The sequence below is a fragment of the Lederbergia panacisoli genome (assembly GCF_024626525.1).
GTDB lineage: Bacteria > Bacillota > Bacilli > Bacillales > Bacillaceae_C > Lederbergia > Lederbergia panacisoli.
Genome location: NZ_JANJGU010000007.1, coordinates 40,030 through 53,232, shown reverse-complemented (window position 1 = coordinate 53,232; position 13,203 = coordinate 40,030). Strand labels below are relative to the sequence as shown.

The 13,203-nt window shown below is 37.0% G+C and carries 11 protein-coding genes and 1 pseudogene; 9 read left to right on the top strand and 3 right to left on the bottom strand.

What is annotated here, in order from left to right:
• The first annotated feature begins 94 nt into the window (after positions 1-94).
• The 6 genes from NQ185_RS11340 (at position 95) to NQ185_RS11315 (ending at position 7,178) form a co-directional block, all read left to right on the top strand.
• Positions 95-970, top strand: a complete 876-nt coding sequence (locus NQ185_RS11340; RefSeq protein ID WP_257581905.1) for a carbohydrate ABC transporter permease — start codon at positions 95-97, stop codon at positions 968-970.
• Entirely contained in the window at positions 970-1,806 is an 837-nt protein-coding gene (locus tag NQ185_RS11335; RefSeq protein ID WP_257581904.1) for a carbohydrate ABC transporter permease, read from the top strand. Before NQ185_RS11340 ends, NQ185_RS11335 begins: the two co-directional genes overlap by 1 nt.
• A 23-nt stretch (positions 1,807-1,829) precedes the next feature.
• Positions 1,830-4,118, top strand: coding sequence for a glycoside hydrolase family 65 protein (locus tag NQ185_RS11330; RefSeq protein ID WP_257581902.1), 2,289 nt, complete (start codon positions 1,830-1,832; stop codon positions 4,116-4,118).
• Positions 4,111-4,758, top strand: a complete 648-nt coding sequence (gene pgmB / locus NQ185_RS11325; RefSeq protein WP_257581901.1) for a beta-phosphoglucomutase — start codon at positions 4,111-4,113, stop codon at positions 4,756-4,758. Before NQ185_RS11330 ends, pgmB begins: the two co-directional genes overlap by 8 nt.
• An 839-nt stretch (positions 4,759-5,597) precedes the next feature.
• Positions 5,598-6,371 (top strand): TraX family protein, encoded by a 774-nt coding sequence (locus tag NQ185_RS11320; RefSeq protein WP_257581900.1) that lies wholly within the window; start codon positions 5,598-5,600, stop codon positions 6,369-6,371.
• 384 nt (positions 6,372-6,755) lie between these two features.
• Positions 6,756-7,178 (top strand): hypothetical protein, encoded by a 423-nt coding sequence (locus tag NQ185_RS11315; protein ID WP_257581898.1) that lies wholly within the window; start codon positions 6,756-6,758, stop codon positions 7,176-7,178.
• Between the two features lie 120 nt (positions 7,179-7,298).
• Here NQ185_RS11315 and NQ185_RS11310 read toward each other — a convergent pair whose 3' ends face one another.
• The 3 genes from NQ185_RS11310 to NQ185_RS11300 all read right to left on the bottom strand — a co-directional run bounded on the left by NQ185_RS11310 (position 7,299) and on the right by NQ185_RS11300 (position 9,355).
• Entirely contained in the window at positions 7,299-7,775 is a 477-nt protein-coding gene (locus NQ185_RS11310) for a hypothetical protein (RefSeq protein ID WP_257581897.1), read from the bottom strand.
• Between the two features lie 4 nt (positions 7,776-7,779).
• A complete protein-coding gene (locus NQ185_RS11305; RefSeq protein ID WP_257581896.1) occupies positions 7,780-8,517 on the bottom strand; it encodes a CPBP family intramembrane glutamic endopeptidase in 738 nt (245 codons plus the stop codon).
• Positions 8,518-8,578: 61 nt separating this feature from the next.
• Positions 8,579-9,355 (bottom strand): arylamine N-acetyltransferase family protein, encoded by a 777-nt coding sequence (locus tag NQ185_RS11300; protein ID WP_257581894.1) that lies wholly within the window; start codon positions 9,353-9,355, stop codon positions 8,579-8,581.
• Between the two features lie 345 nt (positions 9,356-9,700).
• On the opposite strand from NQ185_RS11300, the gene NQ185_RS11295 reads away from it, so the two are divergent.
• The 3 genes and pseudogenes from NQ185_RS11295 (at position 9,701) to NQ185_RS11285 (ending at position 13,197) form a co-directional block, all read left to right on the top strand.
• Complete coding sequence (locus NQ185_RS11295) at positions 9,701-11,611, top strand: heavy metal translocating P-type ATPase (protein WP_308784495.1); 1,911 nt, start codon at positions 9,701-9,703, stop codon at positions 11,609-11,611.
• Positions 11,612-11,712: 101 nt separating this feature from the next.
• A complete protein-coding gene (locus NQ185_RS11290) occupies positions 11,713-11,997 on the top strand; it encodes a hypothetical protein (RefSeq protein ID WP_257581893.1) in 285 nt (94 codons plus the stop codon).
• Between the two features lie 160 nt (positions 11,998-12,157).
• A pseudogene (locus tag NQ185_RS11285) lies at positions 12,158-13,197 on the top strand (glutathione S-transferase family protein).
• Positions 13,198-13,203 lie beyond the last annotated feature (6 nt).

Here is a 13,203-nt window from a genome sequence, read left to right as displayed (position 1 = left end):
TCATTATTTAGATGTACGTCATGTAACAATAATATTTGAGAAATGCCTACATGAACGAGACTCATTCCTATGTAAAACTGAAAGAAGGGTTAATATGAAACGAAGAAAAGATAAGGCGTGGTTTGCTTTATTTACGGTTCCGACACTGTTTGTTTTTGTGACTGTTGTCATTATTCCATTTTTTATTGGAATCTACTATTCCTTTTTTAGTTGGGATGGCATTCCGGCAAACCCGAAGATCTTTGTTGGATTTGAAAATTACGCCAAGTTGTTTGGGGAAGAGCGTTTTCTCGCATCTGCTTGGGTTACGACTAAGTTTACAGTTATGGCGCTTATCGCAATAAATGTTATCGGTCTCGGTTTTGCTTTACTCGTAACTACAAAATTACGGGTGCGAAATGTAGCCCGTTCGATGTTTTTCATGCCAAATCTCATTGGCGGTCTGATTCTAGGTTATATTTGGAAGTTTATATTTTCTGATGCGTTCCTAGTAATTGGCGAAGTAACAGGATTCAAATCCATTTTCTTCAACTGGATGATAGATCCTAAATATTCTTTATATGCTATGGTAATTGTGTTTACATGGCAAATGGCTGGGTATGTAATGATCATCTATATCGCAGGAATCGGTTCTATACCAGAAGATGTTATGGAAGCTGCGAAGGTGGATGGAGCTAATTTCTGGCAGAAGCTTACGAAAATCACTTTCCCATTGTTGATGCCAGCGTTTACGATTTGTTTATTTTTGACTGTATCTAATTCTTTTAAAATATTCGACGTAAACCTCTCATTAACGGGCGGTGGACCTAATAATTCTACAGAATTGTTAGCTATGAATATATATAATGAAATATTTGGATATAACAACTTTGGTTATGGTCAGTCTAAAGCGATTATTTTCTTCATACTAGTCGCAGCCATTACTTTGACGCAGGTGGCTATTACGAAAAAGAAAGAGGTTGAAATGTAATGAAAAAAATAGGGAGGTTTTTATTAAATTTCTTCGTCATTGCCCTCGGACTTGTCTACTTGTCACCTATTTATATTATGTTGGTCAACTCTTTCAAAAACCGTGCCGAATTATACCAAAATACTTTAGCTTTTCCTTCGTCATTTGATTTTAAATATTATGTTGACGCAATGGAAAAAATGGACTTTCTACAGTCGTTTTTTAATTCCTTGTTCATCACTGTTGTATCTTGTTTGCTCATTGTATTATTCTCGTCCATGACAGCGTGGATGTTAGTAAGGACAGACGATAAGCTTAGTAAGTTTATCTTTATGACTTTTGTAGCTACAATGCTTATTCCTTTCCAAACGCTTATGATGCCGTTAATGCAATTTATGGGGAAATTCCGTGATGTATTAGGGATTCCAATGCTGAATACTCATGGTGGACTTATTTTCATGTATATTGGCTTTGGTGCGAGCATGGCTGTTTTCTTATACCACGGTTTCATCAAATCGATACCTATATCGTTGGAAGAAGCTGCACTTTTAGATGGCGCCTCTAAGTTTGGAATCTTTTGGAGAATTGTGTTCCCGCTGCTTAAGCCGATTACCGTTACAGTCATTATTTTAGACGTAATATGGATTTGGAACGATTACTTGCTGCCATCTCTCGTTCTTTCAGATCGCGCTTTACGGACAATCCCGCTTTCTACTGCCTCCTTCTTTGGACAGTTTACAATCCAGTGGAATCTAGCGATGGCGGGACTTACATTAACAATCATTCCGGTTGTCATTTTCTATGCATTAGCTCAAAAGCATATTATTAAGGGCGTTGCATCCGGAAGTGTCAAATAATATAGCCGAAAGGGTTTGTCATCATGAATAAGTATTTGTTTGAAATAAATGATCTTAGTACTGATAATGACGACTTAATGCTTCATGAAACATTATTTCATAATGCAAATGGGTATCTAGGTGTACGTTCAAATTATGAAGAAGGTTACCCAGAGGATTACAATTCAATTCGGGGTATGTATATAAACGGATTCTACGATTTTGCAGAAATGAAACAAGCTGAAAAGCTATATGGTTTTGTGGAAGAAAAGCAAACAATGGTGAATATCGTTGATACACAAGGAATCAAGCTGGTGATTGATGGTGAAGAGTTTAGCTTGTTTCAAGGGACTGTGTTGAAAAGCTCAAGAACTTTGGACATGAGAAAAGGGATCACGAAAAGAACGACTCTTTGGCGTTCGCCTAATAATCGTGAAGTGGAAATTGTCATTACAAGAATGGCGTCCTTTACGATGCTACCCCTGTTTACAATTGATTATCAAGTGACAGCCAAGAATTTTTCAGGTGAAGTAAAATTCATTTCTACTCATATTGGTAATGTGCAAAATTACTTTAATCCTAATGATCCGCGTGTAGCTGCGGAAAGCTTTCAACACATTCATGTAGAAAATGCGGACGTTCAAGATGGTGTATCTATCATTGCGTCAAAAACATCAAAATCTAACTTGCGTGTTTGGTCAGCTGTGAAAAATGAATTATCTAAAGAGGGGGACGTGCAGCAACATGTACATCCTCATTCGATAGAGTGTGAAATCACAACAAAGATTGACCAAGTCGAAACGATTTCGCTTACTAAATTTACTATTTTATTTGACTCCATTCGCTCCGAAAATGGAGATGAGCAGGCATTAAAATTGATGCGTGAAGCAACAGCTAAAACGTTAGCTAGCTTGTATGAAGAGCAGGAAGAATTTTTAGCGAACTACTGGGAAAACGCGAGTGTAGATGTAGAAGGCGACGATGAGTTAAGCATGGCCATTTACTATAATCTCTATCAATTACTGCAATCTGTTGGGAAGGATCGATTCAGTAATGTCGCGGCAAAAGGGCTTAGTGGTGAAGGGTATGAAGGCCACTATTTCTGGGATACAGAAATGTATATCCAGCCGTTCTTCTTATTGACGCAGCCTGATATTGTGAAAAATTTGATTGAATATCGATACAATATTTTGGATTTTGCAAGGGAACATGCGAAAATCATGGGCCACACTAAAGGTGCATTATATCCGTGGAGAACAATCATGGGGAAAGAATGCTCTGGCTATTATCCTTCTGGCTCCGCTCAATATCATATAAATGGCGACATCGCTTATTCGATTATTAATTATTATTTAGTCACAAAGGATCTTGATTTTATCGCCGAAAAAGGTGCGGAAGTTTTATTTGAAACAGCAAGACTTTGGCTTGATGTTGGTCATTTCCATGACGGCAAATTTATGATTCACAATGTTACAGGTCCTGATGAATATACGTGTGTTGTGAACAATAACTACTACACGAATACATTAGCTCAACATAACTTGAAATGGGCTGTGAAATTTTTCGAGCTTTTAGAGTCGCAAAATCTTACATCCGTGTTTGAAAAAATCGGGTTGGAACACAGTGAAATTGAATCGTTTAAACGGGCAGCCGAACAAATATACTTGCCTTACAATGAGGAATTGGATATCAATCCTCAAGATGATTCATTCTTATCCAAGAAAGTATGGGATTTCGAAAATACGCCAAAAGATAAGTACCCACTGCTTTTACATTATCATCCGCTTCATTTATATCGCCATCAAGTTTGTAAGCAGGCTGATACCGTGTTGGCGCACTTTATTTTAGAAGATGCCCAAAGTTTAAATACAATTGAAAATTCCTTTGCTTATTATGAAAAAATCACGACGCATGATTCATCGCTATCTACTTGCATATACAGTATTGTGGCGTCGAAATTAAAACAATATGACAAAGCGTATGAGTATTTTGGTGAATCTGCTAAACTCGATTTATTTAATACTCATAAAAATACGAAAGACGGCATCCATACTGCGAATATGGGTGGAAACTATATGGCGATTGTCTATGGTTTCGGTGGTTTGCGCATCAAAGAAGATGGCTTGCATTTTGCTCCAGCTCTTCCGAAAAAATGGACAGGCTACAACTTTAAAGTCCGTTTTGAAGACAGTGTGATTTTTGTGAAAATCGAAGGTGACAATTGTACATTCTCATTACAAAAGGGAAGCGAGAAAACAATTCGTGTGTATGGCAAAGCGTACGAATTAAAAGATAGCCTCGTCATTCCGTTGGAGGAGAAGAGTCATGTCTAATAAATGTGCAATCTTTGACTTAGACGGTGTGCTTGTCGATACAGCGCGATATCACTATCTTGCTTGGAAAGAACTAGCTGAAAAGCTAGGCTTTGAATTTACCATTGAGCATAATGAAATGCTTAAAGGAGTCTCAAGAATGACTTCTTTAGATATTTTATTAGAAGTTGGCAATCTGAAAGACGCTTTTACGGAAGAAGAAAAAGTGAAAATGGCGACTGAAAAAAACAATCGTTATGTCGAATATATTTCCAATATCGATGAATCGGAAATATTGGACGGCGCCCTCTCGTTATTGCAAGAGTTAAAACAAAAGGGAATCAAAGTCGCCCTCGGCTCAGCAAGTAAAAATGCACAAATCATTTTAAAAAACGTTGGGATTGAAGAGTATTTTGATGTAATTGTTGACGGAAACTCCGTATCGAAAGCGAAGCCGGATCCTGAAGTATTTACACTTGGAGCTGAAACGCTGGGCATTTCTTATGATGAGTGTGTCGTTTTTGAAGATTCACAAGCTGGATTGGAAGCTGCTAAGATTGCGGGCATGCTCGCGATAGGTGTTGGTCAAGAAAAAGATTTGACGAATGCAGATGTTGTATATTCAACTTTGAAGGATTTTGATATTGAACGGTATTTTTAAGAGAAAAGATCGTGAGGGATGCACCTTGCGATCTTTTTTTTGAGCTTTATTTCTTCTCGCTCGACAGTTAAGGAATGAATTTTCGATTACGGATAAATGCGCTAGTCCCTTCTCCTGTTATAGCTTAAAATTAGAATAGAGTGAATTTTGTTTTTGTTCAAGATTAGCAAGGGGGGTGTTTATGCACAAATGATATTAAAACTGAAGAGAAGTATAATTCATTGTTGTAAAAGATTCAATTTATTATACACTTGAGCTCCCGGAAGACCAGGTGGTGGGCACCCGGAAAATATATGCTATCACAACAAATGGTACGAATAAGAGGTTGGTCGCATCTAATGTAAATTCAGACCATTTTGCTTATTACAATGAGAATATTTATTATGTAGATACTGAAGATCAGTTTATTTCGATCTCCAGAAAATTTATAACCTATCGTCCTAGGGAAAGATGTCAATCCTATTAGTTCTTTTATCAATGGTGAGTTTTACCTTTTCCCTACGGATCCATATCCGAATTATAGGTTGGTTAGTTACAACGTAGCAACAATTGGAAGACTCCAATTGAAGAGGATCAACTCATTATAAGGGATATTTTTTTCTATGATGATACTATCTTTTATGCTACCCTTCGTAAAAGTAAAAACGGTTTAAAAGAGATTGATAAGACTTTTAAATATACGATATCAACGAACTCGTCTGAGGTCATCACCGATATCAATTTATTTAATATGGACTATGTGAATATCATTGATGGTATCCACTATTATTATAGCAATCCGTTAGAACATCCAAAGCGTGAAACATAATCTTTCTATTAGAATTGTGGAGACAAATCAAGTGACAGCTACCTTTATTAAACTTATTGCCGTAGTTTCAATGTTTATAGACCATACAGGACAATTCATCCCCAACACCCCGGAATATTTAAGATATATTGGTAGGACGGCTGCACCCATATTTATTTATTTCGTAGGAATTGGATATAGAAAAACCTCTGATAAAAAGAAATACATGTTACGTTTATATGTTGCATCCATTGTGATGGCTTTTATTAATCTAATTATTAACAGTTTCTATAGTGATTCAGGGAACTTTATCACAAACAATTTCTTTGCAACATTATTTTTAACTGTAGTCTGTATTCACATATTAGAAAAAAGAAAGATGAAACTTTATGTATACTTCGTTTTATGGCAGATAATTTCCACTTTTCTATGTATCCTTTTTTCAGAGATTATAGTGATTATTTATCGTGGGGACTATTCATTTTATAGTGCTATTTTCGGAAATCTACTTTTTGTTGAAGGTGGAATCTTCTTTGTCATATTCGGGGTCCTGCTTTATTGGAGCAAAAATAAAGTGACGCTTTCCTTAACTTTTATCATGTTTTCCTTATTTATCTATTTGGCTTACTCTAAATGGGGAGGGAAGATGGATCCAAGTTCATGGTTATTGTTTCCATTTGCTGATTACCAATGGATAATGATTACTTCACTACCTCTATTGCTACTTTACAATGGAAAAAGAGGCACCGGATTGAAATACTTCTTTTATTTCTTCTACCCTATTCATATTATTATTTTTTATTTTATTGGAGAGAACCTCCGTTAACATTACAATATTATATTTCCAAAACATCTATTAGAACTTAGGTGAAAGCTATATGCCACGGACTTATATAAACAAGGCAAACGATTAGACGGTATTGAAGATGCCCTTGGATCTGACATATTCATGACTAAATATAACTAATACTTATAATGGATGCACCGGAACGCTAATGAAGCCTCGAACTGCAAAAATACTTGGAAGAACAAAAGAAACTCAGTCAGACACCTCTTGAAACTATCTAAGACAACAGGAATACATAAACACAAAACTAGAGGGAAGAAATCAAAAATTACTCCAATCATTTAGTAAAATCCAAGAGGCAAAAATAAATTGCAGATAGTAATGAAAAAAACTTTTTCGAAGTTTTTCAAAGGAGAATAATGAATGAAAAAAGTAGTTTTAATTTTTGTGTTAATATTTCTCACTTTGACTGCTTGCAATACAACAGATTCTAATATGATCGCTTTGGAAGAAGTGCTTTCTGCTTTCGAAAAACATAAATTGCCACTTAAAGAAGTTAAAGTTAGTAATGACGACATTTTTGGTATGAAGCTTAATGGGATAAGACCTTTTTCTTATGAATTGGGCGGCAAGCTACTATTAATTTTTATCTATGATTCAACTAAAAAACGAGAAGAGGGTTTAAATGATTTTCGCAATAAAACTGCAACCCTTAATATTGTTTCATATAATTATTATGAAGCCAAGAATGCATTATTGTTCTATGTGCATGGACTTGACCTAAGTAAGGAAGTAGAATTTGATAATAAAATTCATAAAATTGTAGGCGAGTTGGATAAAGAATAGATAAGGAGGAGGAGCAAAAATCAGGATTGTAACCACCCCTGCACTGAAGGGTATTTATACTTTTTGGGTAGATGGAACTGGATTCAACGAGGAATACCCTCCTAATTCTAGGTATTGCTTTCATATTTCCGGCAGACTAACTATTAAAGGATCGTATATACTTGCAATGTCTTTTTTAGATAAAAATATTAACGTATTATCTCCATTATCTTGTGATGAAAAAATGGATATACCCTTTTCGTCAATAATATCAAAATGGAAAAAAGGAGATATGTACACGTGATCTTCATGCATGCTTTTTTGGATAAGCTCTTTGACGCCAATATTTATTTCTGCATTTACGATAAGAAGATCGTGTGTATCCATTTCTTGTAAAGCATTTTTATCAGATTCATATATTTCATTTATCCCATATCCTGAATAACCGTTAGAGACATCACCTGGCCAATATTTTATCTTAATTCTTTCCCCTTTTTCTAAAAAGTAGTTTGTAATGTTATTCCAAGAACTTTTAATTAGTTTCTGTCTAGTCACATGCTTATCGTCGTCGTTTTCAATATTACTTGTATCAAGCCTAAAGTTATAAATATCGTTCACCTCTTTAATTCGTGATAAGGAAGATAATCGGTACAACCGAAAAGGCGATGTTCACGATAAAATGACAAATGATGAGTGGGAATAATCTTTTCTGCTTGTAATAAATAATGCCGCTGCCGATTCCCCAAAGGAAGAACGCAACAAAATACACAACAGCTCCTTCCCAGCTAGGTGCGAGCATGATATGCTGCAAGGCAAACCCTAAAGAAGGGATGACAATCGCGGGTGCAATTTTTTGATAAGATTTAAGAAAAATGGGCTGCGCATATCCTCGATACATCAACTCTTCAATCGGCGCATTTAATAAAGGGAAAATAAGAGAAATGCTAGCGGACAACCATAATAACCAATCGGGACGTGCGGAAATGCTATCGCCAGTAAACACCGTTTGAAAGTGCAGGTGAAAGTCTGCACCGAATAAAATAACCATAGTGACAATTACGGCTAGTAGAAAAGGTATATACAAAACAAACAACCATAAAAAACCGAACAGAATATCCTTCCATAAGCGCTCGCGTTTGATGCCTACCAATTCTTTAAGGGAACGACCATCTTTTTTCAATAAGTGATACAAAAGGCCAAAGCATAAGACGTTCACAATAGTAAAATATATAGGCGAAATGTCATTTAGGAATGGGAATTGAAAGTCTAGGCCTAATAACATGAATACAATCGAAAAAACAAGTAAACAAATAATTAGCATCGGGAAGCGGATAAATGACACGATCCAAGCGCTTTTCATATTTCCCCCTTTTAAAAAAACCTGAAAATGGAACGCGCCCATTATTCAGGTTTATGACATGTTAATATTCTAGTACAATACCAAAATATGTTTTTAAGGCTTTCTTGTATTCCTCTTCAGTTTCCGGTGTAAAGGTTCGTACGGAATCGCTTGAAAAAATACGAAACTCTTTTCCGTCTACTGAATTTCGTCCCTTAGCTGTACGGACTGCAACCATCGCATCATTGATGAAGATGGAGTCTGGCGCATTTTCACACCAAAATGAAGCCATAATGAAATCCTTTGGGAGCTGGGGTTCTTCCGTAAAGGAATAAAGTTGTCTCCATTCTCCATGTTTTTCCTCCAATAACATCCATCCGAAATAAGGATCAATCTCAAGTTTGTAAGATTCATCACCTTGCTCGTGTACGAGACCTTCCTCCATTTCAATAGGCCTGCGAGGTACGATTCCTCCAACGCCTACATCACATAAGAAAAACTTACCTTCTGCCTCAACCTTTAAAACATGATGACGTCTTTTCGGAGGGTCGTTCGGTTCATCGCGCCAGAAGCGTGCGAACAAGCTTGTTACCTTATAACCCAATTCCTCTAATAGCCAGCTGAATAGAGCGTTCAACTCAAAGCAGTAGCCACCGCGATGACGCGTAACGATTTTGTCGTATAAATCCGGGATTTCTAATGAAAGTGGGATGTGGTTCAGAATATCGAAATTTTCATATGGAACCGAATGAAGATGGCATTCTTGTATTTTAGCAAGTGTTTTTGCGCTGCCATCTATTGGGCCGGTGTATCCGATTCGTTTTAAATAAGCGCTTACATCGAGTTTTGTATCTGTCATTTCATCTTTACCCCTTTACTGTAAAAATTATCTCTTCCACCACTATACCACTCATTGTCAAAAGGATAAATCCTAAAATAAAGAGATGAACGAATCGCATTGCTAATAAATATCACTTAATAACAAATTTAATTTGGTTGATAATGATTATCATTAATAATTAGATTAGTTCTCTTTACTGTCATGCAAAGCGTCGCGAAATAACATTAATAATCATTCTCAATTATAAATTAAAATTCTCAATTAAATTTGACTTACTTGGTTCCGTTTATTATAATATCCATATAATAATTATTATAAATTAGCTTTCGTAAATTTCAGAGCTTAAACTCGGGAGGTGCCGAAGTGGGTGCACATGTCCAATTTTTAGAGAACAAAAAGGCAGTAACGCAAAGCAGTTTTTTAGAAAAAATTAAAATTAATGTAGAACTGATTGCTGCTATTGCATGTGGTGTCCTCATTTTTCTTGGCTGGTTAATGGATAAGAACGGCTCTGCTGCATCATCGGTTATTTTATATTTGTTGGCTTTTGTCATTGGCGGGTTTGCCAAGGCAAAAGAGGGTATAGAGGATACGATTGAAAATAAAGAACTAAACGTTGAGATGTTGATGATAATGGCTGCTATTGGGTCTGCTATTATCGGCTATTGGACAGAAGGTGCGATCTTAATTTTTATTTTTGCAGTAAGTGGTGCACTTGAAACATACACGATGAATAAAAGTCATAAAGAGATTTCTTCTTTAATGGAACTGCAGCCAGAAGAGGCCTTGAGAATAGAGGGAGACGATGAAGAGCGTGTACACGTTTCTGAGCTTGTAATTGGTGATCTCATTTTGATTAAACCAGGTGAAAGAGTTCCTTCTGATGGAGAAATTGTTAAAGGCATTTCTACATTAGATGAAGCTGCAATTACGGGCGAATCAATTCCTGTATCAAAAGGGCTAAATGATGAAGTTTATGCAGGAACGGTTAATTTAAATGGTTCAATAACAGTGAAGATTACAAAGCCAAGTGATGAAACATTATTTCAAAAAATCATTGAATTAGTACAGTCAGCACAAAGTGAAAAATCACCATCTCAATTATTTATCGAGAGGTTTGAAGGGAAATATGTGAAAATCGTGCTTGCTGTTGTCGCGTTAATGATGTTTCTACCGCATTTCATCCTTGGGTGGAGCTGGACGGAGACTTTTTATCGAGCGATGATTTTATTGGTAGTAGCTTCACCATGTGCTCTAGTCGCATCTATTATGCCCGCAACCTTGTCCGCTATTTCCAATGGGGCAAGACGTGGCATCCTTTTTAAAGGTGGAGTTCACCTTGAACAAGTGGGTGATCTACAAGCAATTGCTTTTGATAAAACAGGTACACTGACAATCGGTAAGCCTGAAGTAACAGATGTCATCGTTAAAGACGGATTTTCATCAGGAGAGATTTTACTAATTGCCGCCTCTATTGAACGGCATTCGAATCATCCATTGGCGAATGCAATCGTGAAATACACGCAAGAAACATTGTCGGAAAAATTCATAGAACCAGATAGCATTGAAGATGTACCTGGTTGGGGAGTAAAGGCAAGTATTAATCAAGCTGAATGGAAAATTGGAAAAAGTGGTTTTGTAGAAGAAGAAGCAACAAAGCAATTTAAAGCAAAAGATTTGGCCAAGGAAGGAAAAACAGTAGTATTTATCCAAAGGGGCGAAGAACTCGTTGGTTTGATTGCCTTGAAAGACTTAGTTCGAGCAGAATCGATGGAGGCTATCGACCGATTAAAAAATCAAGGCCTCTACACGATCATGCTGACGGGCGACAATACCCAAACAGCTCAGGCCATCGCTTCTGAAAGTCACGTTCAGGAGTATATTGCTGAATGTTTGCCCGAAAATAAAGTAGACCACATTAAGCAATTAAAAGCGAAATATGGGAATGTTGCAATGGTTGGCGATGGAATCAATGACGCACCCGCACTGGCAACAGCGAATGTAGGAATATCAGTTGGAGATGGAACCGACGTCGCGCTTGAAACAGCGGATATGATCTTAATGAAAAACGACCTATCTAGGATATCCGATGCCGTTCACCTGTCGAAAAGAATGAACCGTATCATTAAACAAAACATCGTCTTTTCGATTGGAGTCATCATCTTGTTGATATTATCCAACTTCTTACAACTGTTGGATTTGCCATATGGAGTCATTGGCCACGAAGGAAGTACAATTCTGGTTATATTGAATAGTTTGAGATTATTAAAATAATATTCCTTTGAAGCGGTGGGGATCTTCCTCACCGTTTTTTCTAATTTTGTTTAACCTCTGTTGCAAATGTTTGGTGAATACACTGATTTGTCTATCGGTGAATGGATGATGGACAACTGTATGAGGAAAAGCAAGATTTTGTCCACCAAGGAGCGGATGTTGGACAAATGCTGGAAGAAAGGTGTAATTTTGTCCATCAAGAGCCGCATGTTGGACAAATGCTAGAAGAAGTGTATGTTTTTGTCCATCAAGGACCTTTCCGGATTCGGAACTCTTTCTACTTCAATTTTGCAATCAGAAGGGGCTTCCAAAGCTCCTGTATAAATGTAAAATTAAGGGGCCAAGGTGGGTTAATTGATCATCCAAAGTTACGGTGGCTTTTATAATCATGAATCCTAAAAAGGTTCTATATAAAAAATGATTTCTCTCCTATGCACCATAATGTCATAAGCTTTTCCCCTTGACGTATGATGTAGAGAATGGCTAAATTACATTAAACACATGGAGTTACTTTGTATTAACTAAAGTCTTGAGGGAGAGAGATAGATGACAGAAAAAGATCATACAATAAGTTGTGCAATTCCCAATGAATCTAGCAATCATTCATCCAAAAAGCCGGCTGAAATAAAAGCGGACGGTTCTTTCACCCGGCAAACGAATCGGTTTACAACTCCTTTTGGTAATAATTTTGATGAGCTGCCTGTTGCGGCTGGACGCTATCGCTTGCTTTGGTCAGATGCATGTCCTTGGGCACACCGCTCTGTTATTGTTCGTAAAATTCTTGGATTGGAAAATGCAATTAGCTTAGGGAAAGTAAGTCCGATGAGGCCAAGAATAGAGCGTGTTGATTGGGAATTTTCCTTAGATGATCATGGAGTGGATCCTGTTCTTGGTGTTCAGTATGTTAGTGAAGTTTATAAGAATGCAGATCCTGATTATTCAGGGAGACCAACGGTGCCAGTGATGGTGGATCTTGAAACGAAAAAAGCAGTAAACAATGATTATTTTAAACTCACTAACTACTTTGAAACAGTCTGGGCTCCTTTCCATAAGGAAAATGCTCCAGATTTATATCCTAGTGATTTGCGCGCAGAGATTGACGCATTGAATGAGGTTATTTTTCATGATGTAAACAACGGAGTGTACAAATGTGGATTTGCCCGTTCGCAGGAGGCCTATGAACAAGCCTACGGTACATTGTTTGCTAGATTAGATGAATTAGAGGAACGCCTATCAAAGAGTCGTTTCTTATTTGGGGATTTTATTACCGATTCGGATGTGCCTTATATACGACATTGGTTCGCTTTGATGCCGCTTACTATTCCGCCTTTCGAACAAATCGAAATCTAATCCGTGAGTTTACGAACTTATGGGGATATGCGCGTGATTTGTACCAGACTGTTGGGTTTGGTGAGACAACTGGTTTTGATGCGATAAAGCGACATTATTACCTATCGATTACGATTGATCCCGGAAAAGGAGAAGTGAATATTCTTCCAAAAGGACCAGACACATCATTATGGCATACGGAACATAACCGCGCGGAACTAAGCAATAAAAAAGAAAAGTTTTTGCTAAAAGGGTAGGGGGAA